Source organism: Primorskyibacter sp. S187A, assembly GCF_049800955.1.
Taxonomy (GTDB): Bacteria; Pseudomonadota; Alphaproteobacteria; order Rhodobacterales; family Rhodobacteraceae; genus JAKVBH01.
Genome location: NZ_JBNAGA010000001.1, coordinates 1,243,204 through 1,267,675, shown reverse-complemented (window position 1 = coordinate 1,267,675; position 24,472 = coordinate 1,243,204). Strand labels below are relative to the sequence as shown.

General features: G+C 61.6%; 27 protein-coding genes and 1 tRNA gene. 17 read left to right on the top strand and 11 right to left on the bottom strand.

Annotation, left to right across the window (positions count from 1 at the left end; translation table 11 throughout):
- Window positions 1-2: 2 nt before the first annotated feature.
- From rpmA to ACP15S_RS06355, 3 genes are all read right to left on the bottom strand, one after another.
- Window positions 3-272, bottom strand: coding sequence for a 50S ribosomal protein L27 (rpmA, locus tag ACP15S_RS06365; protein ID WP_425038733.1), 270 nt, complete (start codon window positions 270-272; stop codon window positions 3-5).
- Window positions 273-283: 11 nt separating this feature from the next.
- On the bottom strand, window positions 284-925 hold the full coding sequence (locus ACP15S_RS06360) for a 50S ribosomal protein L21 (RefSeq protein WP_425038732.1): 642 nt from the start codon (window positions 923-925) through the stop codon (window positions 284-286).
- Between the two features lie 261 nt (window positions 926-1,186).
- Window positions 1,187-2,065, bottom strand: coding sequence for a DUF2059 domain-containing protein (locus ACP15S_RS06355; protein WP_425038731.1), 879 nt, complete (start codon window positions 2,063-2,065; stop codon window positions 1,187-1,189).
- A gap of 161 nt (window positions 2,066-2,226) precedes the next feature.
- Between ACP15S_RS06355 and ACP15S_RS06350 the strand changes: the two genes are divergently transcribed.
- A tRNA-Ser gene (locus ACP15S_RS06350) sits at window positions 2,227-2,316 on the top strand.
- 95 nt (window positions 2,317-2,411) lie between these two features.
- Here ACP15S_RS06350 and ACP15S_RS06345 read toward each other — a convergent pair.
- The gene (locus ACP15S_RS06345; protein WP_425038730.1) at window positions 2,412-2,588 is read right to left on the bottom strand and encodes a hypothetical protein; all 177 of its coding nucleotides are present in this window, start codon (window positions 2,586-2,588) and stop codon (window positions 2,412-2,414) included.
- Window positions 2,589-2,906: 318 nt separating this feature from the next.
- On the opposite strand from ACP15S_RS06345, the gene ACP15S_RS06340 reads away from it, so the two are divergent.
- The 6 genes from ACP15S_RS06340 to ACP15S_RS06315 all read left to right on the top strand — a co-directional run bounded on the left by ACP15S_RS06340 (window position 2,907) and on the right by ACP15S_RS06315 (window position 6,359).
- A complete protein-coding gene (locus ACP15S_RS06340) occupies window positions 2,907-3,185 on the top strand; it encodes a hypothetical protein (RefSeq protein ID WP_425038729.1) in 279 nt (92 codons plus the stop codon).
- Between the two features lie 191 nt (window positions 3,186-3,376).
- Window positions 3,377-3,766 carry a hypothetical protein gene (locus ACP15S_RS06335; protein WP_425038728.1) on the top strand — a complete coding sequence of 130 codons (390 nt, stop codon included), beginning with the start codon at window positions 3,377-3,379 and terminating at the stop codon, window positions 3,764-3,766.
- Window positions 3,763-4,458, top strand: a complete 696-nt coding sequence (locus tag ACP15S_RS06330; RefSeq protein ID WP_425038727.1) for a MotA/TolQ/ExbB proton channel family protein — start codon at window positions 3,763-3,765, stop codon at window positions 4,456-4,458. The genes ACP15S_RS06335 and ACP15S_RS06330 overlap by 4 nt, the downstream gene beginning before the upstream one ends.
- A complete protein-coding gene (locus ACP15S_RS06325) occupies window positions 4,436-4,834 on the top strand; it encodes a biopolymer transporter ExbD (protein WP_425038726.1) in 399 nt (132 codons plus the stop codon). The genes ACP15S_RS06330 and ACP15S_RS06325 overlap by 23 nt, the downstream gene beginning before the upstream one ends.
- Window positions 4,834-5,211 (top strand): ExbD/TolR family protein, encoded by a 378-nt coding sequence (locus ACP15S_RS06320; RefSeq protein WP_425038725.1) that lies wholly within the window; start codon window positions 4,834-4,836, stop codon window positions 5,209-5,211. The genes ACP15S_RS06325 and ACP15S_RS06320 overlap by 1 nt, the downstream gene beginning before the upstream one ends.
- 14 nt (window positions 5,212-5,225) lie before the next feature.
- Entirely contained in the window at window positions 5,226-6,359 is a 1,134-nt protein-coding gene (locus ACP15S_RS06315; protein WP_425038724.1) for a TonB family protein, read from the top strand.
- A 95-nt stretch (window positions 6,360-6,454) separates the two neighbouring features.
- Here the strand turns inward: ACP15S_RS06315 and ACP15S_RS06310 are convergent, their stop codons facing one another.
- Complete coding sequence (locus ACP15S_RS06310; RefSeq protein ID WP_425038723.1) at window positions 6,455-8,473, bottom strand: TonB-dependent receptor plug domain-containing protein; 2,019 nt, start codon at window positions 8,471-8,473, stop codon at window positions 6,455-6,457.
- 231 nt (window positions 8,474-8,704) lie between these two features.
- On the opposite strand from ACP15S_RS06310, the gene ACP15S_RS06305 reads away from it, so the two are divergent.
- The 6 genes from ACP15S_RS06305 to ACP15S_RS06280 are packed head-to-tail and all read left to right on the top strand — an operon-like array spanning window position 8,705 to window position 13,247.
- Window positions 8,705-9,760: a hemin-degrading factor gene (locus tag ACP15S_RS06305; RefSeq protein WP_425038722.1), complete on the top strand. Its 1,056-nt coding sequence runs from the start codon at window positions 8,705-8,707 to the stop codon at window positions 9,758-9,760.
- A 26-nt stretch (window positions 9,761-9,786) separates the two neighbouring features.
- Entirely contained in the window at window positions 9,787-10,647 is an 861-nt protein-coding gene (locus ACP15S_RS06300; RefSeq protein ID WP_425038721.1) for a heme/hemin ABC transporter substrate-binding protein, read from the top strand.
- Window positions 10,648-10,651: 4 nt separating this feature from the next.
- Complete coding sequence (locus ACP15S_RS06295; RefSeq protein WP_425038720.1) at window positions 10,652-11,725, top strand: FecCD family ABC transporter permease; 1,074 nt, start codon at window positions 10,652-10,654, stop codon at window positions 11,723-11,725.
- A 3-nt stretch (window positions 11,726-11,728) separates the two neighbouring features.
- Window positions 11,729-12,517, top strand: coding sequence for a heme ABC transporter ATP-binding protein (locus tag ACP15S_RS06290; RefSeq protein WP_425038719.1), 789 nt, complete (start codon window positions 11,729-11,731; stop codon window positions 12,515-12,517).
- Between the two features lie 26 nt (window positions 12,518-12,543).
- Window positions 12,544-12,873, top strand: a complete 330-nt coding sequence (locus ACP15S_RS06285; RefSeq protein ID WP_425038718.1) for an antibiotic biosynthesis monooxygenase family protein — start codon at window positions 12,544-12,546, stop codon at window positions 12,871-12,873.
- The gene (locus ACP15S_RS06280; protein WP_425038717.1) at window positions 12,870-13,247 is read left to right on the top strand and encodes a glyoxalase superfamily protein; all 378 of its coding nucleotides are present in this window, start codon (window positions 12,870-12,872) and stop codon (window positions 13,245-13,247) included. The genes ACP15S_RS06285 and ACP15S_RS06280 overlap by 4 nt, the downstream gene beginning before the upstream one ends.
- Window positions 13,248-13,845: 598 nt before the next feature.
- Here ACP15S_RS06280 and ACP15S_RS06275 read toward each other — a convergent pair.
- Window positions 13,846-14,649: a LuxR C-terminal-related transcriptional regulator gene (locus ACP15S_RS06275; protein WP_425038716.1), complete on the bottom strand. Its 804-nt coding sequence runs from the start codon at window positions 14,647-14,649 to the stop codon at window positions 13,846-13,848.
- A gap of 180 nt (window positions 14,650-14,829) precedes the next feature.
- On the opposite strand from ACP15S_RS06275, the gene ACP15S_RS06270 reads away from it, so the two are divergent.
- Both ACP15S_RS06270 and ACP15S_RS06265 read left to right on the top strand, forming a co-directional pair.
- A complete protein-coding gene (locus ACP15S_RS06270) occupies window positions 14,830-15,243 on the top strand; it encodes an ester cyclase (protein WP_425038715.1) in 414 nt (137 codons plus the stop codon).
- Window positions 15,243-16,415 (top strand): CynX/NimT family MFS transporter, encoded by a 1,173-nt coding sequence (locus ACP15S_RS06265; RefSeq protein ID WP_425039663.1) that lies wholly within the window; start codon window positions 15,243-15,245, stop codon window positions 16,413-16,415. The genes ACP15S_RS06270 and ACP15S_RS06265 overlap by 1 nt, the downstream gene beginning before the upstream one ends.
- 297 nt (window positions 16,416-16,712) lie before the next feature.
- On the opposite strand, the gene ACP15S_RS06260 is transcribed toward ACP15S_RS06265, so the two are convergent.
- Window positions 16,713-17,894 (bottom strand): alpha/beta fold hydrolase, encoded by a 1,182-nt coding sequence (locus tag ACP15S_RS06260; RefSeq protein WP_425038714.1) that lies wholly within the window; start codon window positions 17,892-17,894, stop codon window positions 16,713-16,715.
- A 182-nt stretch (window positions 17,895-18,076) separates the two neighbouring features.
- Between ACP15S_RS06260 and ACP15S_RS06255 the strand changes: the two genes are divergently transcribed.
- Both ACP15S_RS06255 and ACP15S_RS06250 read left to right on the top strand, forming a co-directional pair.
- Window positions 18,077-18,244, top strand: a complete 168-nt coding sequence (locus tag ACP15S_RS06255) for a hypothetical protein (RefSeq protein ID WP_425038713.1) — start codon at window positions 18,077-18,079, stop codon at window positions 18,242-18,244.
- Window positions 18,245-18,382: 138 nt separating this feature from the next.
- The gene (locus ACP15S_RS06250) at window positions 18,383-19,933 is read left to right on the top strand and encodes an acyl--CoA ligase (RefSeq protein WP_425038712.1); all 1,551 of its coding nucleotides are present in this window, start codon (window positions 18,383-18,385) and stop codon (window positions 19,931-19,933) included.
- Window positions 19,934-20,559: 626 nt separating this feature from the next.
- Here the strand turns inward: ACP15S_RS06250 and ACP15S_RS06245 are convergent.
- The 4 genes from ACP15S_RS06245 to ACP15S_RS06230 all read right to left on the bottom strand — a co-directional run bounded on the left by ACP15S_RS06245 (window position 20,560) and on the right by ACP15S_RS06230 (window position 24,462).
- Window positions 20,560-21,609, bottom strand: coding sequence for an L-idonate 5-dehydrogenase (locus tag ACP15S_RS06245; RefSeq protein ID WP_425038711.1), 1,050 nt, complete (start codon window positions 21,607-21,609; stop codon window positions 20,560-20,562).
- Window positions 21,610-21,617: 8 nt separating this feature from the next.
- The gene (locus ACP15S_RS06240) at window positions 21,618-22,895 is read right to left on the bottom strand and encodes a TRAP transporter large permease (protein ID WP_425038710.1); all 1,278 of its coding nucleotides are present in this window, start codon (window positions 22,893-22,895) and stop codon (window positions 21,618-21,620) included.
- Window positions 22,895-23,392, bottom strand: a complete 498-nt coding sequence (locus ACP15S_RS06235) for a TRAP transporter small permease (RefSeq protein WP_425038709.1) — start codon at window positions 23,390-23,392, stop codon at window positions 22,895-22,897. Before ACP15S_RS06235 ends, ACP15S_RS06240 begins: the two co-directional genes overlap by 1 nt.
- 92 nt (window positions 23,393-23,484) lie before the next feature.
- On the bottom strand, window positions 23,485-24,462 hold the full coding sequence (locus ACP15S_RS06230) for a TRAP transporter substrate-binding protein (RefSeq protein WP_425038708.1): 978 nt from the start codon (window positions 24,460-24,462) through the stop codon (window positions 23,485-23,487).
- Window positions 24,463-24,472: the final 10 nt, after the last annotated feature.

Below are 24,472 nucleotides of genomic sequence, written 5' to 3'. Positions count from 1 at the left end.
GGTTACTCCGCGGCCTCCGCCATCGGGAGAACGGAAATGAAGGTGCGGCCCTTGAGGCCTTTGTGGAACGTGACGTTGCCATCGACGGTTGCAAAGATCGTGTGATCCTTGCCCATGCCCACGCCTTCACCCGGCCAGAACTTCGTGCCGCGCTGGCGGACGATGATGTTGCCGGGGATGGCGGATTGGCCACCGTAGAGTTTCACACCAAGGCGGCGACCGGCTGAGTCGCGGCCGTTACGGGAGGAACCACCTGCTTTTTTATGTGCCATGCTGTCTCTCCTTACGCTTTCGAGAATTCTTTGGCTTGCTCGATCCAGTTATCCCGGTCGATACGGCCTTTGAAGTTCAGTTTGTCGTCCATCTCCGCGACATCTTCAGGCGACCAGGCGGCGATCTGGGCGAAGGTTGTCACGCCGAGGTCATTGAGCTTCTTGACGAGCACGGGACCCACGCCGGAAATCTTGGAGAGGTCATCCCCGCCAGCGGCCGCTGCGGGCTTTTCAGCCTTGGGCGCCGCTTTCTTTTCCGCCTTGGGGGCTGCGGCACCGGTGGCCACTGCGGCCACGGAGCCTGCGCCAACGGCGGCTTTGACGCCGGACTTGTCCGCGCCGGAGGCGAGGATCTCGGTCACGCGCAGCACGGTGAGCTGCTGGCGGTGCCCCTTGGTGCGCTTGGAGGAGTGCTTCCGGCGGCGGCGGACGAAGTGGATGACCTTGTCACCCTTGATCTGGTCCACGACCTCGGCCTGTACGGCCGCGCCATCGACGAGCGGCGCGCCTACAACGGTCTTGTCACCGCCAAGCATCAGAATTTCGTTGAACTGGACTGTTTCACCAGCGTCAGCAGCCAGTTTCTCAACGCGCAGCGTGTCGCCGTTGGAAACCTTGTATTGCTTGCCGCCTGTCTTCATGACTGCGAACATCGCGTCTTTCCTTTGTCTTCCGCGTCTCTGAGGCCCCGGATGTACCGGCGTTTGATGCCTTTGGACAGCGCGCCCGCGCAGGGCGTCATTAAATCAAAAAAAGGCGACCGGGAGGGCCCGACACACCTTGTGCGCGGGCTTATGCGCGGCGGGGCGTGCAAAGTCAACTGCGATGATGCGATTTGGTCGTGCCTTTTGCCTGTGCCTTTTGCGGCTTTGCCTTAGACCGAGCTGGCGGGCGCGCGCGCCGCCCTGCCCCGTTCAGAGATCCTGCACATCCATTTGCCCGGCGATGGCCCGGCCAAGCGCGTAGGAGATATCGCCATACATGGCGTCAAACCCGGCAAAGAGCGCCGTGTTCATGGCCTTTCCCTCAGGGGTCGAGACGACGTCGGCATAGGCCATGAGATCGTCATCCGAGAGCGGACGGTAGGCCATCATGAGAAAGCCAAAGATCCATTCCATCGTATCGGTGCGCGTTTCGCCTTCGCTGCCCCAGACCTCCGCGATGATTTTGGGCTCGCTCATATCCAGCGCGCCGCCATCCACGAGGCCTTGATAGAAGGCAATGGTCGTGTTCATCCCGCCCACCACATTGGCCTCCACAAGATCGTTGGCCTCCACGAAGGCCTTGATCTGCGCCAGGCGCGCGTCTTCGGCCTCTGTGGCGCCGGCGCGGTCCAGATAGGCCGCGCGGGCGGCATCCTCGATGGCCTGATCGACCATGGCCTCGCGGGCCGAGATTTCGAGGCGGATGATGTCCTGCCCCAGATCGGAGCCGAAGAACGTCTCGAGCGTGTCGGGGTTCACATCGCGCGACAGGAAGGAATCGGCAAAGCCCGCGCGCACGGTTTCTTCCATGCGGTCGGGATCGTAGATCGTCTCGATGGTTTTCTGCCAGGTCACGCCGGGGCTGGAGGGCAGCATATCGGCGGCCAGCTCATCCGCATAGGCCAGCCCCTCCACGCGCATGATCTCGATTGTTTCAGGAACGCCAAGGAGATCGAGCAACTTGTCGGTCGTGCGCGTCTCAGCCTGCGCCCCGAACGGTGAGCCAAGCGCGGGGGCAACAGCCAATGGCAGAGCCACGACAGCGGCACGGGTCACCCGGCCCACGGCCTGTTGAAAAGAGAATGTCATGCGTGCCTCGGATGAATTGTGTTTGGTTAACGGTAAGCAGTGGCGCAGGCAATTCCAACCTCCGGCGACGGCCATTGGGCAAAAAACCTTGTGAGCCTGCGCAGAAACCCGCTTGCGCGCTGATAGGCTTTTGGCTATCCCGCCTCCCACCAGACCCCCGCGGAGAGGTGCCGGAGTGGTCGAACGGGGCGGTCTCGAAAACCGTTGTCCCTTCACGGGGACCCAGGGTTCGAATCCCTGTCTCTCCGCCACTATGCCTGTTCAGCGCAACACTTTGGCCTTCGGGTCAGGAGCTCGCTTCGCGCCTACTGATCCTGTTCCTGCGGCTTTCCCGCGCCATGACCCGTCAAAACGCGTGGGCGATGTTCCATGCGTTTTGTCTCAGGTCGATGGGTATTGCTTCGTCAAGCATATCGAAATGCAGGGTATCGTAGGAAAACGCGCGGGCGTCCCGTTCTGCGCAATGCAAAGCTTCGGCATTCGCAATCAAAGCGCGCGCCGTGTCTGTGTTCGGCTGGGTCATAAAGTCCCTGTATGCGCTCGAATGCGCCAAAATTGAACACAACCTATTTTGGCAAGCGCCCTCTTTGCACGTGGGTTTTCAGGGGCTGACTGGCGCAACTCAGAGTAATTGCCATCGGTGATGCTCTGAAGCAGGGCGATGCAGAGGTCCGATGAAACATCCACGGGCGTGTGAACGATTGAATAGCGTGGGCACTGGATGTCTTTCACATGGCACACCGCCAATGTGCCCACCAAGTAGTGCGGGATCTCGAGGTTTCTGACAAGCGCCTCCCGCACGAGTTCTTCGTTTGCCTCGCCCGACGCCGCCAATTGGTCGTTGAGTTTTGCGATGGCGTCGTCTGCCAGTGACGCAGCGAATGCGCTGGTTGCCAGGCATAGCAAAAGCAAACAAAGCGTGGATTTTATCTTCAGTCTTGCCTTTCACATAGAGGATCCAACCGGCTCGGGGGATGCGTTGTCTAATATCGGTCATGTGGTCTTGTTGAGGCCGAACCGCGCCCCGTTTCTGACGTCGTTCAAAAAGGTGCCGGATGTGTTGTGCAACACCACCGCCCATTGGTCTGAACTTCTCGATCACCGGGACGCAGAGCCCTGAGCGGGCTTCCATCTCAAATCTGACTACTTCAATCAGATATTGCGCTTGAGCCGGGGCGCGCGTATGCTCGAACGGTGCGATCCAGCAAGGCAGATGCGCCTCCGCCAGACATCACGTCGGTTTAAATGACAGATGTAGGGTGTCTGATGATTAGGCTCTTTGGTGGACTTTTCTGCGCAGGATGTCTCAGCATGACGGGTATGGTTGCCAGTGCGGATGGGGCGCTCCAACCGCCCGGCATTGATCTGGAGCTCAACGCAACCCAAGCTCAGGACGCGGGCTGTCTGCTCAGCTTTGTGGTTCAAAACGGCCATGAAACGGACCTTGAGCGCGTCGTGTTTGAAGCGGTGTTGTTTGATACAGCCGGACAGGTGCACCAGCTCACACTGTTTGATTTTGGAGCATTGCCCGCCGCACGCCCGCGGGTGCGTCAGTTTGTGGTGCCGCAATTGGCCTGTTCGGATCTCAGCCGCATCATTTTCAATGGCGCCTCCACATGTGACGGGCAGGACATCGCGCCGGACCTGTGCACGCAAGGCCTCACCTTGCGCAGCCGTACAGCGACGGAGCTTTTGGGATGATCGAGGCGGTGTTGTCGATTATCCTTGAGGCGGCCGAGCTCGGAGGCCCCGTCGTTGTCATCTTGATGGCTGTATCTGTGCTCACACTGGCTGTGGTGATCTACAAGATCGCTCATTTTCAGATGGCAGGCGTGGGGCGCCATAAAAGGCTGTCGGACGCCGTGGCGCAGTGGGATGCAGGCCAAGTGGGCGCAGCACGCGCCACGCTAGAGCACTCGCGCAGTTTTCTCGGCCCGGTCGCAGCCATGGCGCTCTCGGGATGTCGCAATGTCACGCGTCTGGAAGCAGAAGCTGAGATGCATTTTGCGCGTCTGGAGCGTGGCTTCCGCCTCTTGGATACCGTGGCGCAGCTGGCGCCTTTGCTGGGCCTTTTCGGCACGGTTCTGGGCATGATTTCCGCCTTTCAATCCCTTCAGGACGCAGGCGCGCAAGTGGATCCCTCGATCCTGGCAGGCGGGATCTGGGTCGCCTTGCTGACCACGGCGGCGGGTCTGGTCGTCGCGATGCCCACAGCCGCAATGCTGAGCTGGTTTGAGGCGCGTATCGATGCAGACCGCGCCTTTGCCGGACAAATGATTGCCACCCTGGTGACGCCGCTCGGGCACACGGGGCAAGAGCAAGGGAGACAAAAGCACGGGGGACAACAGGAGGTTTCACAGGAGGGCTCTGATGCGGCGTATCTCCCGGCGTAGACGCTTGTCGATGACCTCCCTCATCGACGTGATTTTCCTGCTGCTGCTCTTTTTCATGCTGACCTCGACCTTCACGCGCTTCGCCGAGGTGGAGGTTGTGGGGGGCGGCAGTGGTGCGGTCGCGGGCGACGCCGCGCCGATCTTTGCTCAGCTGCGCCGTGACAGCTTGCGCATCAACGGGGTCGAGGTCGCGCTGGAGGCCCTGCGGCCCCATCTGGCAGGCCTTGCAGGCGCGGGTGCCAGCGCCAGTTCGGACGCACCGACACCGCTGCTCGTGGCTCTGGGCGAGGATGTCACGGCACAGCGTCTGACCGATCTTCTGGTCACCTTGCAGGGCGCAAAGGACGTCAGTGTGACGATCCTGGGGGCCAGCTGATGCGGCACAACCGGACACGAACGGCGCGCGAACCAACGATTGCTCTGATCAACATTGTCTTTCTCATGTTGGTCTTTTTCATGGTGGCGGGCACCTTGGCGCAGCCTATGGATGGCGACATCCGGCTCGTGCGCACGGCGGATCTCGATGGGCGCGCGCCGCCTGATACGCTGGTGGTGCATGCCGATGGGCGTCTGAGCTATCGCGGGGAAGAGATTGCGGATGTTGCGGGTTTTATGGCCGAAAAAGGCGGTGAGATCGCGCGGATCGTGCCCGACAGGGCGCTTGACGCGCGCAGGCTCATGGAGGTGGCTCAGGCGTTGCGCGCAGGTGGCGCGGCGAGGGTCATGATCGTGACGGAACGGGGGATCGAATGATTTTGCGCGGCACGATGCTGAAGGTCAGCGCGCTGGCACTTGCCGTGGCGCTGCATGGGGCGGTGGCCTACGGGCTCTATGACGCGCCGCAGGTTCTGGTGGAGGATCAGGACGGCAGCAGCGATGTGAAGCTGGGCAACAGTTTTGCGGATATGGCTATCGGCACGTTGGAGGCGGTGGATACGACGTCGGACATCACGGAGCCGGTCTCTGCGGAGGCAGCTGTCACGCCTCCTCCGCCAGAGCCCGCACAGCCCCACGCCCTCGCACAAGTGGCCGCGAAGGCCCCCGAAGCGCTGCCCGCGCAACCGTCCAAGCCAGCCGAAACCCCAGCGGCAAGCACGCCGCCAAGGGCGGCGACGTCGGTGCGTGACACCACACCGACCGCGCAGGCCGCACTGGCCGATCTGCCCGCTCTGGCGCTGCGCCCGGATACGCAAAGGCCTGTGGTTGCGCCGCAAGAGGCGCCTGCAACGCTGGAGGCACTGGCCCCACGCCCTGCGCCACCACCAAAACCGACGCAAGTGCCAAAACCGGCCGCACCCTCGTCCTCACAAATCCAACTGGCACCACCGAAACCTCTTGAATTGAGCCCCGCTGCACCCGCTCCGGCACAGGTCGTGACGGCAATAGATAACCCGGATGAAACGCCGATGCGCTCCAAAAGACCGCAACCGCGCAGCAAATCTTTTGAACAGCGGCACGCATCGAAGACAGCCCCGCCCCAGACACAGGCCAGAACACAGGCCGCGAAACGTACCGCACCGGCCAAACCTGCTGCGCGCGGCAATGCCAAGCGCAACGCGAAGGCAGGTACACAAACCGGCCGGACGGCGGCTGTGGCCCCGCGCAAGGGGACGGCAGGCCGCACGGGCAAGACCGAGGGCAACGCAGCGGTGAGCAATTATCCCGGCAAGGTGTTTTCCTGCGTGCGCCGCAGCGCCGGGCGCATCACGCAAAAGGGCTCGGCCGTCATTTCATTCAGCGTCTCGGGCAGCGGGCGCATCAGCGGCGCCTCCGTCTCGCGCAGTTCGGGCTCAAGCCGGTTCGACCGGGCAGCGCTCCGCGCGATCCAACGGGCAGGCCCCTGCCCCGCACCGCCCAGTGGCGCACAGCGCAGCTTCCGGATACCTGTGAAAATTCGCTAAGACCTGACCGCCCTCCGGTGAATTCCCCAAATGACAACGCCGCCCCGCATAGGCGGGACGACGCTCTGCTCGACGGTTTCGCGACTGCCCTGTCTTCAGAAGACCTTGGAGATCGACAGTTTGACATTGCGACCGGGGCCGTCTTTCGTGGCGAGATTGCTCCGATAGTCGATATCGAACGCGTTCTCGATGCCAAGACGCACTTCGAAATCCTCGAAGACACCGGATTGAGGCACATAGGTCGCACGCAGGTTGTTGAGCGTATAAGGATCGCTTTCCTCGCCGGTGCTGAATCTCGGGGCCTCCCCAACGGCCACCACTTCCCAGCTCAGATCGAGCATCTCATCCCAGCGTTTGCCGATGGTCAGGCGTGTCGTGTCGGCGGGGATATTGCGCCAGTCACCGGAGCCTCCGCCCGCATAATTCTCCTCGCCATCGACGAAATTGGCGTTGAGATCGAAATAGAGCCCGTTCTCCAGCCCATAGGACGCCTCAAGCTCAGCGCCGCGTTGCTCGACATTGTCCAGCAGGTTCGTGACGGATCCCGGCTGGGTGTAGGAGGTAATGTCCCACGTGGTCATGTGGTAGAGATTGAGGCGCACCGAGAGATTGTCGCCGGGCATAAAGACAGCTTCGTTCCCAAAGCCCGCACCGATCTCGTAGGTTTCGGATTTCTCGCTCTGCTCCATGCGATCAGGCGTGTCGATATCGTCGATGGGGGCGAGGCCCTCGGTATAGGCGTAGCTTGCGAAGACGGAAAACCCGTTGTCCCATTCATAGGCCAGACCAAGCCCGCCCATCAGAGCTTCGTTATAGAAATCGCCTGCGTCATCGCTCGTCACGTCGGATGTCTCAAAACGTAGCGCCGGTGTGACCGTCCAGCCGCCATTGGTCATCTCGTCGATGAGGACCAGCGCAAAGCGGTTGTCGATCCCGCCGGGCGCGCTTGCGCGGGAATTGAGTTCGTTTTCCTCACGCACGCGGCATTGCAGTTCGGCCCCCACGAGCAGGTTGTGTGACCAGACGCCTGTCTCGAAGAGGGCGCGGTTTTTCAGCGCGAAGGTCGTCGTGGTGTAATTGTGATCAGCGTCAGCCAGAGCGCGAATCTGCGGCCCGAAGAACGGATTGTCCTGAAAGGCGGATGAGCCTTCGAGATAGGTCTGATCAATACTCTCTCGGGCATAGGTCAGATCGGCGGTCAGGTTGATGAGATCATTGCCCGGGTTGAACCCATAGCGCAGCGAGGCCTGCTGCGTCTCGCGTCGCCGGTCGACCCGGCCAAAGAGATCGGACACGCTGGCAAATTCGTTTTGCGGCACATCGCTCTCGTCATTGACCGAAGACGTCGTGGAGAAGGTGAGGCTATGGGCATCATCATCGCCGAAGGTGAACCGGGCCTTGGCCAGCCAGGAGGGTTGATCGACGGAGCTGTTGCCGATCTCGTCGCCCTCACCGTTCTGCATGTCGTCCTGTTTGCGGATCGTGTAATTGGCGAGAAACTCTGCGCGCTCGGTCGGCTGCCAGGTCAATGTGGTCGAGCTGACGGCGCCGTTGCCGTTGGAGGAGAATTGCAGCGTCTGGCCCAGACGAAAGCCAATCTCGCCATCGGTGAAATCCGAGGCGTCTTTCGTCTCCAGCCTGACAACACCGCCCACAATGCCCGAGCCATATTCAAAGCTGCCGATTGTGCCGCGAAAGACCTCGACCTCGCGGTAGAGAAACGGATCGGTGAAGAGCTGCGAGCCCAGGCGGTAAAGCTCTTCCGAGCCCACGCGCGCGCCATCCACCACCACGGCGATCTTCTGATCATTGCCGAAGGTGCCATTGGCGCCCCAGCCGCGAATGTTGATGCCCGACCCTTGCGGCGTGGAGCCGTTGATCAGCGTTACCCCCGGCACGGAATCGATCAATTCGCCGATGGTCCCCGCTTGCCTGTCGGAGATCTCCGTGGCGTCGACCACAGTAGAGGTTACGGGCGTTCCCAGCTGCAGGTCGCGTTTGCCCAATGTCTGAAACAGGGTGTCAAGCAACACGGTTTCCTGTGCGGCGAGCGTCGTTGGCACAGTGGCGAGAAGCGCAAGCGCAGTTGTCCTGCGCAGATGATGTCTAGGCATTGAAATTCCCTCGGTTTGGCTGCTGTATGCCTGGCTGGCCGAGGGCTCGCGCGGTCTTGGGTAAAAGGTGTTTTCGAAACACAGATTTTACGTGCTTGCAGTCCTACCTTTAACCAAGTAAAAGTGTCAACAATAACTCGTTAACGTTCCAGGCACGGAACCCTATCCAGCCACGTGGGCGGCAATCGCGCCACACGCAGCCATTTGTTCTGACACATCAGGATCATGAAAATGGCTGACACGCACAAACTCACATCCCATGACATCCGCTCTGCCGTGGCCGAATGGCCAAAGCTGCGTGAGCGGGATCTGGCCGCCAAGCTCGGGATTTCAGAGGCACAATTGGTGGCGGCGCGTGCAGGCCATGGCGTGACGCGGATCAATGCGCACCCCGATGCGCTCATGCCTGCGGCAGAGCGTTTGGGCGAGGTCATGGCCCTGACCCGGGTCGAGGCAGCGGTGCATGAAAAGATCGGTGCCTATGCCAATTACCACCCGGGCCAACATGCCGCGATGGTGCTGACAGAAGACATCGATCTGCGCATTTTTCCGTCCCATTGGGTGCATGGGATGATGGTTGAAAAAGAAACGGAGGCAGGGCTGCAACGGTCTTTACAAGTCTTTGATGCGGCGGGGGATGCTATTCACAAGATCTTCCTGCGCGATGGCTCTGACTTGGATGAGTGGACCAAGCTGCAGCGCACGCTCGCTTTGCAAGATCAATCGGCGGAGCTCGAGGTCGCGGCGCGCAAGCCCGTGGAGGCGCCGAAATCCGCGCCCGACAAACTCGAAATCCTGCGCGCCGAATGGCGCAAATTGACCGATACGCACCAGTTCCTGCGGCTATGCTCCAAGCTCAAGATGAACCGTCTCGGCGCCTACCGGATTGCGGGCGCGCCTTTCGTCCGGGCGCTTGCGCCCGATGCGGTGGATGAGATGCTCACCAAGGTGGCGGCCAGCGACATGGAGATCATGCTCTTTGTTGGTAATCGCGGCTGCATCCAGATCCATACGGGGCACATCAATACGTTGCGCCCCATGGCGGCCTGGCAAAATGTCATGGACCCCCGGTTCAACCTGCATCTGCGGCGCGACAAGATTGCTGAGGTCTGGGCCGTGGTCAAACCCACGCAGCGCGGCGAGGCCGTGTCGGTGGAAGCGTTCGATGCCGAGGGCGGGCTCATCCTGCAGACCTTCGGGCTGGGCAAGGAAGGCCGCGATCACCGGCCCGCGTGGAAGACGCTGGTGGATAGCCTTCCAGACCTTGGCGCAGGAGACACACCATGACGTGCCGGGGTGGAAACTCCGCTCTGATGGCTGTTTTCATCGGGCTTTTTGGCGCCTTGACGGCCTGGATGGTCAGCGCTGAGCAGCCTCAGGCCCAAGCAAAGTCCCCTGAGGCAAATGTTTTGGCCCTTGGCGGAGACATCACCGAGATCGTCTTTGCCCTTGGCCAGGGTCATCGCCTTGTGGCCCGCGACACAACCTCCACCTACCCGCCCGAGGCCCGTAATCTGACGGATGTCGGCTATGTGCGCGCGCTCTCGCCAGAAGGGGTGCTCTCGGTGGAGCCGGAACTGATCCTTGCAGCGGAAGGCGCGGGCCCGGTCGAGGCGATAGAGGTTTTGCGCGAGGCCTCGATTGATTTTGTGACCGTACCGCAGGGGTTTGATGCCCAGGCCATTGCGGAGAAAATCCGCGTGATCGGGACTGCACTGGACGTGCCGGAGCGTGCCGAGGATCTGGTCTTCCAGATGATGGCGGGGCTGGATGCGGCCCGTGCACAGGCTGATGCCCGAGAAGATGCGGGCAAGCGCGTTCTGTTTGTCCTGAGCACGCAGGGCGGACGTATCATGGCCTCGGGCCGCGACACAGGCGCCGCGCATATCATCGAGATGGCCGGCGGCGTGAATGCGATATCTGAATTCGAGGGCTACAAGCAGATCTCGGAAGAAGCCGTCATCACGGCCGCGCCCGATGTCATCCTGATGATGGATCGTGGCGGCAATCACGGCGCGACGCCTGAAGAGCTTTTTGCCTTGCCCGCCATGGCGGCCACGCCTGCGGCTGAAACGGAAGCGTTGGTACGGATGAATGGCCTTTTGCTGCTGGGCTTTGGTCCGCGCACGCCCGATGCGATCCGGGAACTCTCTGCCGCGCTTGCAGAGAGCTGAGCCCATGTTTGCGCTCGATACGGCTCCACCTGCCCCGCGCCCGGCGGACAGACTGGTCTTTGCCCGGCGTCTGCATCTCTGGCTTGCGCTTTTCCTGCTCGCGGTCTCCTGTCTGAACCTGACGATAGGGGCGACCGGGGTGACGCCCTGGGATATGGCCGCGGCCCTTGCCCGTGGCGAGGCCCCGGCCGCGATGACCTCTGTTGTTCTCTTCGACATCCGCATGCCGCGTCTGTTCATGGGGATTCTCGTAGGCGCCGCGCTGGCCGTGTCTGGCGCGCTCATGCAGGGGTTGTTTCGCAATCCCCTGGCGGATCCGGGCATCGTGGGTGTCAGCGCGGGTGCAGGTCTTGGCGCGATAATGGCCATCGTGTTGGGCGCGATGCTGCCACTGGCCATCCTCGACTGGGCGGGCAACGCGCTTGTGCCGCTGGCGGCCTTTCTGGGCGGTTGGGGATCGACAATGCTGCTCTACCGTGTCTCGACCCGGGGCGGGCGCACGTCCGTTGCAACAATGCTGCTGGCAGGCATTGCCCTCGCCGCACTCGCGGGCGCCGTCTCGGGTCTATTGGTCTATGCCGCAGACGACAGGCAATTGCGCGATCTGACCTACTGGGGGCTGGGCTCGCTCGCGGGTGCCAGCTGGAGCAAAGTCCTGATTGCAGGCCCTTTGATCCTTTTGGCCATCGGTGCCTCCCTGACCTTGGGTCGGGGCCTCAACGGCTTGGCTTTGGGCGAGGCCACGGCGGCGCATATCGGCATCCCCGTGCAACGCCTGAAGAACATCGCCATTCTGGCTGTCGCTGCCGCGACGGGCGCGGCCGTCGCAGTCTCTGGCGGGATCGGCTTTATCGGGATTGTCGTGCCGCATCTTTTGCGTCTGGCGACAGGACCAGATCATCGCGCGCTCCTGATCAATTCGGCCCTGCTCGGTGCTGCACTGCTGCTTCTGGCAGATGTCATCGCGCGGGTCGTGATTGCACCGGCGGAGCTGCCCATCGGGATCGTGACAGCCGTTCTGGGCGCGCCCGTGTTCTTGTGGATCTTGCTGCGCAATCGTGGCGCAATGGGGTTTTGAGCCATGCTGAGCGTTTCTGATCTGCGCATCCGGCTGGGGCAAAAGGACGTTTTGCACGGGATAACGCTGGAGGCCCTGCCCGGCACGGTGACCTGCATCGTTGGGCCAAACGGCTCGGGCAAGACAACCACCCTGCGCGCGATGACAGGCGACGTGGCGTATTCCGGCACGGTGACGCTCAACGATCATACGCTCAAAGACCTCAAGCCCTGGGAGGCGGCGGCGCTGCGCGGCGTCTTGCCCCAAGCCTCTACGCTGGCCTTTCCCTTCACGGTGATCGAGGTCGTACGCATTGGATTGCAAGCCGGTACGCGTGGTGATGATGACCAGATCGCCATGCAGGCGCTCGCACGGGTCGATCTGGAGGGCTATGCCAACCGGTTCTATCAGGAGCTTTCGGGCGGCGAGCAACAGCGCGTGCAGCTGGCTCGTGTGCTGGCACAGATCCCCGCCCCCGTCACAAAAGATGGGCCGCGCTGGTTGTTTCTGGACGAACCCGTTTCCAGCCTCGATATTGCGCACCAGTTGCAGGTCATGACCATCGTGTCGCGGTTTGCCCGCGCAGGCGGGGGCGCGGTCGCCGTGATGCATGATCTCAACCTCTCCGCCATGTTTGCCGATCAGATCATTCTTCTGGCCGAAGGGTGCTGCGTCGCGGCCGGGTCTCCGAAGGAGGTGATGCGCGATGACACGCTATCGCGCGCCTATGGCTGCGCGTTGCGGGTCTGTGCACCACCCCCTGCAGATGTGCCCTACCTTCTGCCCCATAGCGCGGCCCTGGCTGCGGAATAAGCCCCCCCTGACGGAAAGGACAACGAATGTTTATCGCCATGAACCGGTTTACCGTACCTCTTGAGAATGCAGCAGCGTTCGAAGCGCTCTGGCTGGGACGCGACAGCCACCTCAAGGAGATGGAGGGTTTTGTTGAGTTTCACATGCTTAAAGGCTCCGAGGCAGACGGCAAGATCCTCTATGCCTCGCACACGGTTTGGGAAAGCGAAGACGTGTTTCGCGCTCGGACCCGGTCCGAGCAGTTTCGCGCCGCCCATGCAGGCGCAGGCAAAACCGCGAAATTGCATGAAGGCGCGCCCACGTTTGAGGGGTTCACAACCATTCAGCACCTCGCAGCGGAGACCGCCGCGCAGTGACGGCCTTCGCTCTCGAGACCACAATTCCTGCCTTGCGGATGTTTGATGTGGCCAAGACGCGCCACTTTTATGTGGATTGGCTCGGGTTTGACTGGGCTTGGGAGCACCGCCACTGCGAGAACGCTCCGCTCTATGCCGGGCTGCGCCTTGGCGCGCTCGAGCTGCATGTGACAGAGCATTATGGCGATTGCGCACCGGGCGCGCGCGTCATGCTGCGCGTCTCTGGTCTTCGGGCGTTTCACGCAGCACTTCTCGCCAAACCCTTTCGTTTCGCGCGTCCCGGCCTCGATGTGATGCCATGGGGGTTGGTGATGGCCGTGACTGATCCCAGCTTCAATACGCTGGCCTTCACCGATCCTGGCGAAAAGGCGTGAGGCAACGACACGCGTCACATGGGCAATTGGGTGATCAAGTCGGCATCAAGCATTCTGGTGGTCACAGCACCAAGGCTTGATGCACTGCGACGGAAACCTGAGACATCGGACATCACGAGAAAGCAGGGGCTTGGCCGTGTTTTCGTGATCGAGGTTTTTCGCGACGTGCTTTGGCTCCTTGGCTTAACGAGCACGCTGGAAAATGAGTGCCCAAGTGCCGCGCCCAGGCTTCCATCAGCTTGCGTCGTATATCAATCAGATCAGACCGCAGGTAAGCCGCCTCTGCTTTGTCTTGGACGTGGCAGAGAGGGGCTTGCCAGGTTTTTCCGCCACAAATCCTCCTAAAATTCTCATTTTATCAGCTACTTGGCGACGATCAATCCAATCCAATCTGCCATGAAGCGCCCCACAAAAACGATGTATGAGCGCGGCCAGCGCGGCGCGTCACGGATCGCGGGGTTTTGCAGGCCCGTTGTGGACATCAAGCGCGGCCATCACAGGCCAGAGCCGCAGCTCCAAAACGGACATGCAACACGCAACCGCAGCGTTGCGCAGGGTCAAAGCACCGGGAATACAAACGAAGAAACCGGTGGCCAAGTCACGTTGTCTGTTCGCGTTGATCGATGAGGCGCGCGTTTTCCAAGGCAATCACGCTTTGCGCGGCAAACATCTGCGCCAACCGGAGCGCATCTTCCGAAAATGGACGGACCGATTGTCGATAGATCGTGAAGGCGCCGACAAGGCGGTCCGCGGCCAGCATGGGAATCGCGACGAAGGACCGCGCGCCGCCCAGATCCGCCGTGGCAAAGCGCAGAGGATCGTCGGTACGATAGAGCGCCTCTGATTTCACATCCATGATGTTCACCATCGCACGTTGCGTGACCATTCTGCCGAGGCCGGTCTGATCACTCACGCTGAACGTTCCATTGTCATCGAGCCAGTCCTGAAAAGCCGCTGGGATGCCCAGCGTGAAACTTGCGTGGAATCTCTTTTTGTCCCGGTATTCAAACAGGATGCCAAACTCGGCATCGCAGAGATCCAGGGCGTAGCGCAGGATGGCCGGCATGACCCGGTCCAGATCGCCTTGCGCCGCGCCGATGATCCGCAGGACCTCGCTGAGCGCTTTTTCGCGGCTCAACGCGTCTTCGAGGCTCAGCGCAAGTTCGGAGATGATGGCCGCATGGTCAATCTCGCTGCGCGGGGCAGCAGTGACCCCGTTGAGGCGGTTGGCAAGCTCGACTTTGGATGTGATCTCCAGCTTGCGATAGATCGTGCTCAGATGGGTTCGCACCGTGGAGGGCGCGATATGCAGGTCCGCCGCGATCTCCTGATAGCTGGCCCCCGCAGCGTAACATTCCGCAATCTGCTGCTCTCTGGGGCTAAGGTCTGTTTCAACGAGCATCTGCCGGGACTCCATTGATTGTGCAGTCTTCAGGCTATCAAAAGCCAGCAGCAGAACAATCCTGCAGATGCTGTAGGCGCCTGGTGCCGGATTGTGCCGAAATTACTGCATTTGCCCGATAGGCAGTGCCGCGCGGCCCCCCTACTCTTCCTGTGATGCAACCCAGTGAAGGAGATCACCATGACACAGTTTGATACCGCCCAGGCTTTCTTTGACGCTTGCGAAACCGGAAAAGGATGGGAGGTTTGCCAGGCCTGGTGCAGCGACGATGCGAGTTTCGCGTGTCAGGCTGATGCGCTCGCCGAAACCACGACGCTCGCGGCGTATTGCGAATGGATGAAAGGTTTGCTGACCCCTGTGCCCGACGGGCGCTACAAGCTCACGTCCTTCGCGATGGATGAGACGCGCGGCACAGCGGTGGCCACCGCCACGTTCCACGGCACGCAGACAGGACCGGGTGGGCCCGTCGCACCGACCGGCAAGGCTGTGGCGTCCGATTACGCCTATGTCATGCACTTCGACGGCGACAAGATCGTGCATATGACGAAGATCTGGAACGACGTGCAGGCGCTGCGCGGACTCGGTTGGGCGTAGTGCGCTGGCGCATTCTGGCCTTGCTGTTTCTGGCCCGGATCGGGATGGGCTTGCAGTTCCAGACACTGGCCTCCGTGGGCGACAGTCTGACTGTCGCCTTCGGGCTGGATTATGCAAGCATTGGCCTGCTGATCGGGCTCTTCATGGCGCCGGGTCTGATCCTGGCGCTGCCGGCGGGTTATCTTGGCCAGCTCTTTTCCGATCGCGCGATGGCGGTTCTGGGCCTTATGGCGTTGGCCGTGGGCGGGCTCGTTTCTGCGCTTGCGGGCGGCAGCACCGGTATCGGAGCCGGTCGTGTCATCGCGGGCATCGGGTTTCTCGTCATCAATCTCTATTTCACCAAGATGGTCGCCGATTGGTTCGACGGCCATGAGATGGCAACCGCTATGAGCATTCTGGTCATGTCCTGGCCTTTTGGCATTGCCATGGGGCAGATCGGGCATGTTTGGCTGGCAGAGCTCTATGGCTGGCGCGCGCCGTTTCAAATCGCATCCGTCTATTGCGTCATGGCCGCAGCCGCCGTCTTTGCCGTCTATCGCGCCCCGGGGGGCCTGCCTGCCCCGAAATCCGGCGGCGCGACGCGTCTGACAGGGCAGGAATGGCAATTGGTCCTGTGTGCCGCAACCGCCTGGGGTGTCTTCAACGCGGCCTACGTCACCTATCTCTCCTTTGGGCCAAAGGTGCTTGAAGACCTGGGCCAGTCCGCCATTGCGGCGGCTGGTGTCATCAGCATCGGCAGTTGGATCATGATCGCATCCGGCGCGGTCTGCGGGCAGATCGTCGACCGTTTCGGCGGACGGAGTGTCGTTTTGATGGTCTGCATGGGCGGGGCCATTGCCGCGCTCCTGCTGCTCACGGTGCCCGGTGCGGGCTTGAGCGCCAGTGTTCTGTTCGGTTTGATCGGCATGGCCCCGGCTGGTGTCATCATGGCCATGGCAGGCCAAGCCATGCGGCCCCAGGTCAGGGCTTTCGGGATGGGCATCTTCTTTACGGTGTATCATGCGATCATGTGGATCACACCGCCCGTGGCCGGCGCCATTCTCGACGCAACAGGCAATGCACAGGGGCCCATGTGGCTCGCGATGTTGCTCTTTGCCGCCGTGGTGCCGCTGGGCCTCGCGTTCAATTACATCAAACGTGGCCCCCGCGTGGGCTTGGCAAAGGAACTTTGAATGCGGACATTCGGAAAACGGTTTTCGCAAAAGAAGCCTTCCCCGCAGATGAGATAGTCCTGTCTTGCCCAGCGATCACGCGGGTCGCTGCAATGACCCGCGTCACCCTCCCTGGCGGAGGTATCACTCAAACGGATTGCGTGCCTCGTTCGACCTGAGCGCGCGAGAAGCGGGGATAGGCGCATCCCAGATATGATCCAAGCACAAGCGCGGCCCCGTGGGAGCCAGCATTGATTTGCCATTGGGTCACACGGCCAAGGCCTGCATGCCGATCCTGTCCACACAGGCGCGCCCGCGCTACCCTGCCAAGAACTCCGCGAGCGTGCGATTGTAGCCCTCCCAGCATGGGCTGCCGTGCAAGGGCACGTGGTTGGCCGTTTCCAGAACCACCAGCTCCGCCCCTGCAATGCCAGCCGCCAGCGTCTGTGCCTGCGACAGGGGATGCACGGAATCGTCGCGCGCATGCAGGATCAATACCGGGCAGCGCACGTGCTCCAGCAGATGCGCAACTGTCGCCTGATTGACCGCGTCGCGGGCGCGCAGCATCATCTCGGGTGGGCTGGCAGCCTGCGTCATGCGCTGGACCTCGCGCCTTTCCTCTTCTGGACCTTCGGGAAAATATGCCGTTGCAAAGCCACTGACGAAGGCGCTGTCGGGCCGCGCCCAACCTTCGGCGATCATGGCTCTCAATGCATCCGGAGACGCATCCGCGCGGCGGCGCGACCGTCCCTCGATATATCCGCCCACGATCGCCAGCCGTTCAAGCCGCTCAGGGTAGCGCGCCGCGAAGGCCAGCGCAGGAATGCATCCGCCCGAAAAGGACACAGCGGCGAAGCGCTCAAAGCCAGCCGCATCGGCAACAGCCGCCGCATCGCGCGCCTCGATGTCAAAGTCCAGGTCGCGCAGGACCCGCTCCGACTGGCCGCTGCCCACGGTATCAAAGCGCAGGTATCGAGTGTGGAGCGCCATCGACGAAATCCAGGAGCGGTGAAGCCCATAGGTCCATTCGAGTTCCAGATCGTGCAGTGACGGAGGGCCGAACCGCAACACGGGCCTGCCCGCGCCGCTGACGGCATAAGCGATCGCACTGCCGTCCTCGCTTCGGCAATAGCGGATCCGCTGCGCTGCCGCGTTTGACGCCGGATCCGGGATCAAATCCTGCTCGGCCGTCTGACCCGACACGTCGCCCACCAGCATCAGCCCCCGCCGCGCAACGGTTCGGATGACGGCCTGTGCCTTGCCAGTATCGCCGACGGCCTTACGCGCGGACGCGATGCACGCTGACATCGCGGAGTCCGACACGATCCGCCCGCCCCAGACCTCCTCCACCATCCGGTCGCGCGGCACGAGCTCTCCCGCATGGCGCACCAGCAAATGGATGAGATCGAACACCTTGGGCTCCACCGCAACCGCAGTGCCGCCACGGGTCAGCGTCATGCGGGCGTCATCCAATGTGCAATCGGCGAAATGGTACTCCATGTGCTTACACTTAAACTGTTTTCCAACGTCCTCACCAACAAAATCGAAACGGCACAATGGTTTCCCAAGGCAATCCCAAGGGTTTCCAAACCTCCCCCTCAAGCACAAGCGCGCGAGACCGCGCATATTGGGTCAATCAGCAAAAGTGAGACCCTGCGATGACCCCAATGCATACCGACCTGATGAAGCATAGCGCACCCGCCGCCCCGACCGATCAAGAGCGTCAGGCACTGCGCATCCACCGCCACAACCGCCGCGCTGTGCTCTCTGCACTGATCGGAACGCTGCGTTTGCAGGCCATGCGCTTTGCTGCGCTGGCCAAGGTGCCAAGTCTCACCTCTCGGCCCTGATCCCAGCCTGAGCGCCAATGCAATGCACGCCTGCGCAGTCGCAATCAAACGCCACCTGCTGTGAAATCGCGAAGCCATGTGACGAAAAACTCGGGATCACCATTCCAGACGAACGCGCAGATATCCAAAGGCCTCAAAATGATCTTCAAAAGCCTTCTTCCCCCTGTTGAGCTGAAAAACACCTCTGTGACCGAAAGACTGTTTGAAGGGCTGGAGGCCAGAGCCGAAAAGACCGTCATGATAGATGGGATCACCGGACAGACAGTGACCGGGCACGCGCTGATGGATCGTATCCAGAGGCTCGCGGGAGGATTGACCGCACGCGGCATGGGCGCGGGAACGGTGACGGCTTTGATGGCATCAAACTGCATTGACTGGGTCACGGCCTTCCATGGTGCCGCCTATGCAGGTGGCACCGTGACCCCCGTCAATCCCGGCTATTCCAACGCGGAACTGAACAGGCAACTCATCGACAGTGGTGCCACGGTGTTGATCACCTCGCCCGAGTGCTTTGAGACCGCGCAGGCGGGTGCCGAGGGCACAAACGTTTCCGAGATTATCGTCATGGGAGATGCGCCCGGCGGCACGTCGCTGGAGGCCGTGATGGGTGAGCCATTGCAATCTCAAGCGCCCATCGATCCGGCAGAGACCGTGGTTGCGATACCGTATTCCTCGGGGACGACCGGCCTGCCCAAGGGCGTGTGCCTGACCCATCGCGACCTCGTGGTGAATATCGATCAATGCGTCGCGGCGATGCCCACGATTGATGCAGGCGACACCACCATCGCGGTGCTGCCGTTCTTTCATATGTTCGGTCTCACCGTCGTCGCCAATGTCACGCTGGCACAGCAGGGCTGCCTCGTGACCCTGCCCCGCTTTGATCTGCCGCGCTTCCTCGAACTGATTGAAGAGCACCGCATGCCTCTGCTCTATGTGGTGCCGCCCATCATCGTGGGCCTGGCCAAGCACCCACTGGTCGATGCCCATGATCTTTCCTGCGTGAACACCATTGTCTCTGGCGCAGCGCCCCTCGGCGAAGCGCTCGCGCAAGCGGTCACCAATCGTCTGGGATGTGCGGTCCTTCAGGGATGGGGCATGACCGAGGTCACGACCGTCGCGTCCTGTCAGTTCCCCGACACCAATCGACCGGGAACCGTGGGCCTTGTTTTCCCCAACTCAGAGGTCCGGATCGTTGACACAGAGACCGGTGACGACCTGCCAACGGGTGAACCCGGCGAGCTTCTGGTGCGCGGCCCGCATGTGATGAAGGGTTACCTGAATCGCCCCGACGAGACCGCCAGGACGCTGAGCGCGGATGGCTGGCTGAGCACGGGCGATGTGGCAAGCTTAGACACAGACGGTTATCTGACGCTGCATGACCGTCTCAAGGAACTGATCAAGGTCAACGGCTTTCAGGTCGCGCCTGCCGAGATCGAGGCCGTCCTTCTCGCTCATCCAGAGATCGCGGATGCCGGGGTCGTGGGGCGAGCGGACGCGGAGGCCGGAGAACGCCCTGTCGCGCATGTCGCCCTGGCACCGGGCGCATCGACAAACGCGGAGGCCATCACAGCTTTCCTGCGCGACCGTCTGGCCAGCTACAAGCTGCCTGCGGAAGTGCATTTTGTAGAGGCAATCCCAAAATCGCCCTCCGGTAAAATCCTTCGCCGCCTCCTGCACCAGTCAGCCTGATCCCGATGCGCGGCAGGCCTTCACTATGGACGTGAAATTGCGGGCCGACGGGACGTCGGGTCCCTGCGACATCGCCTTTGGGACAAACCCAGACGGCCGCCTGAAACGCTATCACTGGCGTCGACCTCCTCCCACAAGGGTGGCCGATAGTTGGACAGACCGACAAAGGAGGAGCGATTTCCACGCGGCTTCCTGCGCCAGACCAGCCGCTACCCTCCACGATCCGCGTCGGACCGCCAAAGCAATTGCCGCCACATAGACGACATCGACCTCGTGCCGAGCGCTGAATTTGCAGGTCGGACCACTTTGAAACATCTGCCACACGCCGACGTTTCTGGCGCTCACCGCTGAAGCGACGCTCTCGAAAGGGACCGCTGGACATGGACGGGCTCCCGTTGCGCATTGCGTCATGGCGTTGGACAGCGTCGGATGAGGGCCCCTTGGTCTCAATACGAGCACGCATCTGTTCCCAGATACGGTTTCCGCCCTTTGCAGCCATATTGTGCACCCATGTCATGCCCCCTTTGCAGATCAGGCTGCGCGGGACGCAAACGGAGCGTGGCGGTCAGCGTGTCCCCCACGACACTCCGTGCCTCACCGACGCGGGTGATCCGGCGGGGCAGAGGTCAGATCATGCCATCGAGCTTGAGCTGTACCTTCACTGCCTTCTCGCGGTTGGTCGCTGTTTGGAAGGCTTCAACTGCGTCTTCGAGGGGATAGGTCTGTGTCACGATCGGTGTCACGTCGATCACGCCGCGATCAATCAGATCCACCGCCTGTTCGAACTCGGGGTGGAAGCGGTGGGTGCCCTTGAAGTTGATCTCTTTGCCCACGATGGCGTTGATCGGCAGGCTCAGACTTCCAGCGACGCCCACCTGCACGATGGTGCCACGCGGGCGCACGGCCGCGATGGCAGACAGGATTGCCGGTTCCGCAGCGGAGCATTCAAAGACCACATCGAAGGGGCCGTGTTTGGCCACGTGATCGGATATGCCATTTTGATCGGCGCCAATGTTGATGGTCTGTGTCGCGCCCATCTTTTCGGAGACAGCCAGCGTGAAATCGAACAGGTCGGTCACCACGATACTGTCGGCGCCGTGCATCCTGGCAACCGCCACGCAGAGCGCGCCAATCGGGCCCGCGCCAGTCACGAGAACCTGTCTGCCCGCCAGCGGCCCCGCCTGTGCCGCCGCGTGCAGGCACACCGCCAGAGGCTCGCTGCAGGCGGCATTGGCCAGCGGGGTATCCTTGCCGATTTTGAAGCACTGGCCCTGCCCCGTCACCATTTTGGAGCGAAAGCCCCCCTGGACATGGGGCACCGTGCGCGCCGAGCCCATGAAACACATGTTGACGCAATGCTGAAACTCCTCACGGGCGCAGTAGGCGCAGTCAAAGCAGGGCTGGCTGGGGCTGACGGCGACGCGGTCGCCCACCTCGAGGTCGCGCACATCCGCGCCCACGGCCTCGATCACGCCGGAGACTTCGTGGCCCAGAATGATTGGTTCGACAACACGCACAGGGCCAAAGCCTCCGTGCTGGTAGTAATGCATGTCCGAGCCGCAAATCCCGCCATAGGACATGGCCACGCAGACGTCATCCGGGCCAAGATCGGCCAAGGCAACGTCATCAATGCGCAGATCGTTTTGTTTGTGAAGGACACAGGCTTTGACGGTCATGATGTTTCCTAGGGCATAAGGACGGAGGGCAGCCATGTCGATATCGCAGGCACGTAGGATACCAACAACAACACGATGATGTTGGTAAACAGGAAGGGCAGGATCGCGATGACGACCGGCGTCAGCGGCAAGCGCGCGATACCCGCGCAGACGAAGAGGCACACACCAAGCGGCGGCGTTGTCAGGCCAATCATCAGGTTGAGAACCGCGAAGGTCGCGAAATGCAAAGGCTCGATATCGACCGCGACGGCCAACGCCAGCAACGGCACGAACAGGATGATCAGCGCCGCAATCGTTTCCATGAACATCCCCACCAGCAACAGCAGGATGTTGATGATCAGGATCACGAGGAATTTGTTGTCGGTCATCGACAGAACCGCCGCGGCAATTGCCTGCGGGATCTGTTCGGACACCAAAATCCAGCCAAAGACATTGGCAAAGCCCACCAGCAGCAGGATGCCCGTGGCCGATACCGCACTGTCCACGACGATCCGGGGGATCTCCATGAAGGGCAGCTCACGGTAAATGAACAGCCCGATCACCATGGCATAGACAGAGGCCACAATGGCGGTTTCGGTCGGCGTGGCGATCCCGCTGAGCAGGCCGTAGAGGATGATCCCCGTCATCGCGAGCGCCCAGAAGGCCCCCGCGAATGACTTGCCGATTTCGCCGACGCCTTGCCAGTCCTGTTTCGGGAAGTTCTTCTTGCGGGCGATCAGGTAAGTCGTGACCATCATCGCCACGCCCATCAGAATGCCGGGAATGGCACCGGCCAGGAACATCTTGCCCACGGAAATGCCCGAGAGCGCACCGACGATGATCATCGGCACACTGGGCGGAATGATTGGCCCCACGGTGGAGGATGCAGCGGTCACGGCGGCGGAGAAATCGGCTGGATAGCCCGCTTTTTTCATGCCCGGGATCATCACGCCTCCGATTGAGGCGGCATCCGCCACGGCTGTGCCCGTGATGCCGCCAAACAGCATCGAGGCGCCGACATTGGTCAGGCCAAGGCCGCCCCTGATCCAGCCCACCAGCGAATTGGCGAACCGGATGATGCGTTCGGTTATGCCGCCCCGGTTCATCAGGTTGCCAGCCAGGATAAAGCCGGGAATGCTGAGCAGGACGAAGACATCCATGCCCGCATACATCTTCTGCGGCATCACCACCGGGGGGATGCCCATGACCAGCAGATAGCTGAGCGAGCTCACGCCCAGCGTCACAGCGACGGGCAGACCAATCACAAGCCCGACGACAAACACGAGGATCAAGATTGTAAGGCCCATCAGACGATATCCTCGCGCACGTCCGCTTTCCCGTCACGACCGGCAAAGAGCATGCCGATAACCCTGAAGGCGGAGAAAAGGAGAAGGGTCACAAGCAGCCCGAAGACCGTGAAGTGCACGTAATCCATCCGCAGGGTCATGGCCGGGGATGTTTGCATCGCACCGATGGACACGTATTTCCACGCGGGCAGAATGAGATAGGCACACAGAAGCGCCGTCAGCGTGGCCGCGACCAGCCGCAGCCGCCAGGGCCACTTGCCCGGCAGGTTTTCACAGACCACATCGACATTGACCAGATCGCCCGAACGCAGCGACAGGCCCGCGCCGAAGGCAACCATGTAGAGCATGGAGAACCGGGTCAGCTCCTCGGTCCAGATCGGGGACGATCCGAACGAACGCCCAAGAACCTGCGTCAGAACCGTCACGATCAAGACGAAAAACGAGACCCCGACGCCGATGCGGCAGAGGGTATAAACAAAGCTCTCAATTCTGGCCATGGGATGACTTCCGGTTGCGGCGGGTTCCGATTTTGGGGATGGGAATTGCCGACCCGTCGCCGGCAATTCCCCGTGTTGTCAGGCAGGTGCGCTTAGTTTGCGAACAGGCCCTCGACGATAGGCTTGATCTCGTCGCTGACATTGGCAAGGACCGCGTCACGTGCAGCCGCCTGGAAGGCCGCGCCATCAACCTCGACGAAGGTCATGCCGTTTTCCTCAAGGTAGGCCCGGTCGGCGGCAAGGCTGTCCAGCAGCAGGCCGCGCTCGTATTCCTGTGCGGCGGCGGCAGCTTCCATGACGGCGGCCTGATCGTCCTCAGACAGCTTGCCCCATGTGGACTCGGCAATCGTCAGGTAGATCCAGGAGCGCACATGCTCGGTCTGGTTCACGTAGCCCTGCACTTCGTTGAAGTTGGCAGAGCGGATCAGCGCGAGCGGGTTCTCCTGCCCGTCGATCACGCCGCTTTGCAGCGATGTAAAGACTTCGGAGAAGGCCATGGGTGTGGGGGACGCACCGAGAGCCGACCAGACATCAACGAACAATGGCACGTTGGGCACACGCATTTTCATGCCGTTGAGATCCGCGGGCGATTCAATCGGGCGCTGGGATGTCAGGTTGCGCGGGCCGCGTGCGAAATGGGCAATCGGGCGCACTTGCGCTTTTGAGATGATCTGTTCCTTGATCTGCGCGCCGATCTCGCCGCTGGCGACCTCATCCATATGCTCCAGCGAGCGATAGGCGTAGGGTACGGCCAGCAGGGCTGCCATCGGTGCCCAGTTTTGCAGGCTTTCACCCGTGATCGTCATGTCCACGGTGCCCAGCTGCATGCCGTTGATCAGGTCAATCTCCTTGCCCAGAGATTCGTTGGGGAAGACCTGAACCGCAATGCGGCCGTCCGTGCGCGCGCTGAGTTCTTCGCCGAAGCGAACAGCGGCGAGATGCCAGGAGTTTTCTTCATTGGCCAGGTGGCCGAGCTTCAGTGTCATTTCCTGGCTGAACGCGGCGGTGCCGGTGGCCAGCGCCATGCAGCTTGCGGCTGCCAGTGTGGTAAATTTCGAAATAAGGCCCATGGTAATCTCC

What these genes read in the sequence shown, in the direction of transcription:
- ACP15S_RS06230 (WP_425038708.1), bottom strand. Translation starts at nt 24,462, where the DNA reads ATGGGCCTTATTTCGAAATTTACCACACTGGCAGCCGCAAGCTGCATG.
- ACP15S_RS06295 (WP_425038720.1), top strand. Translation starts at nt 10,652, where the DNA reads ATGTTTGCGCTCGATACGGCTCCACCTGCCCCGCGCCCGGCGGACAGA.
- rpmA (WP_425038733.1), bottom strand. Translation starts at nt 272, where the DNA reads ATGGCACATAAAAAAGCAGGTGGTTCCTCCCGTAACGGCCGCGACTCA.
- ACP15S_RS06240 (WP_425038710.1), bottom strand. Translation starts at nt 22,895, where the DNA reads ATGGGCCTTACAATCTTGATCCTCGTGTTTGTCGTCGGGCTTGTGATT.
- ACP15S_RS06320 (WP_425038725.1), top strand. Translation starts at nt 4,834, where the DNA reads ATGCGGCACAACCGGACACGAACGGCGCGCGAACCAACGATTGCTCTG.
- ACP15S_RS06300 (WP_425038721.1), top strand. Translation starts at nt 9,787, where the DNA reads ATGGCTGTTTTCATCGGGCTTTTTGGCGCCTTGACGGCCTGGATGGTC.
- ACP15S_RS06305 (WP_425038722.1), top strand. Translation starts at nt 8,705, where the DNA reads ATGGCTGACACGCACAAACTCACATCCCATGACATCCGCTCTGCCGTG.
- ACP15S_RS06315 (WP_425038724.1), top strand. Translation starts at nt 5,226, where the DNA reads ATGCTGAAGGTCAGCGCGCTGGCACTTGCCGTGGCGCTGCATGGGGCG.
- ACP15S_RS06250 (WP_425038712.1), top strand. Translation starts at nt 18,383, where the DNA reads ATGATCTTCAAAAGCCTTCTTCCCCCTGTTGAGCTGAAAAACACCTCT.
- ACP15S_RS06355 (WP_425038731.1), bottom strand. Translation starts at nt 2,065, where the DNA reads ATGACATTCTCTTTTCAACAGGCCGTGGGCCGGGTGACCCGTGCCGCT.
- ACP15S_RS06310 (WP_425038723.1), bottom strand. Translation starts at nt 8,473, where the DNA reads ATGCCTAGACATCATCTGCGCAGGACAACTGCGCTTGCGCTTCTCGCC.
- ACP15S_RS06360 (WP_425038732.1), bottom strand. Translation starts at nt 925, where the DNA reads ATGTTCGCAGTCATGAAGACAGGCGGCAAGCAATACAAGGTTTCCAAC.
- ACP15S_RS06260 (WP_425038714.1), bottom strand. Translation starts at nt 17,894, where the DNA reads ATGGAGTACCATTTCGCCGATTGCACATTGGATGACGCCCGCATGACG.
- ACP15S_RS06255 (WP_425038713.1), top strand. Translation starts at nt 18,077, where the DNA reads ATGAAGCATAGCGCACCCGCCGCCCCGACCGATCAAGAGCGTCAGGCA.
- ACP15S_RS06345 (WP_425038730.1), bottom strand. Translation starts at nt 2,588, where the DNA reads ATGACCCAGCCGAACACAGACACGGCGCGCGCTTTGATTGCGAATGCC.
- ACP15S_RS06290 (WP_425038719.1), top strand. Translation starts at nt 11,729, where the DNA reads ATGCTGAGCGTTTCTGATCTGCGCATCCGGCTGGGGCAAAAGGACGTT.
- ACP15S_RS06235 (WP_425038709.1), bottom strand. Translation starts at nt 23,392, where the DNA reads ATGGCCAGAATTGAGAGCTTTGTTTATACCCTCTGCCGCATCGGCGTC.
- ACP15S_RS06275 (WP_425038716.1), bottom strand. Translation starts at nt 14,649, where the DNA reads ATGCTCGTTGAAACAGACCTTAGCCCCAGAGAGCAGCAGATTGCGGAA.
- ACP15S_RS06335 (WP_425038728.1), top strand. Translation starts at nt 3,377, where the DNA reads ATGACGGGTATGGTTGCCAGTGCGGATGGGGCGCTCCAACCGCCCGGC.
- ACP15S_RS06285 (WP_425038718.1), top strand. Translation starts at nt 12,544, where the DNA reads ATGTTTATCGCCATGAACCGGTTTACCGTACCTCTTGAGAATGCAGCA.
- ACP15S_RS06330 (WP_425038727.1), top strand. Translation starts at nt 3,763, where the DNA reads ATGATCGAGGCGGTGTTGTCGATTATCCTTGAGGCGGCCGAGCTCGGA.
- ACP15S_RS06270 (WP_425038715.1), top strand. Translation starts at nt 14,830, where the DNA reads ATGACACAGTTTGATACCGCCCAGGCTTTCTTTGACGCTTGCGAAACC.
- ACP15S_RS06245 (WP_425038711.1), bottom strand. Translation starts at nt 21,609, where the DNA reads ATGACCGTCAAAGCCTGTGTCCTTCACAAACAAAACGATCTGCGCATT.
- ACP15S_RS06325 (WP_425038726.1), top strand. Translation starts at nt 4,436, where the DNA reads ATGCGGCGTATCTCCCGGCGTAGACGCTTGTCGATGACCTCCCTCATC.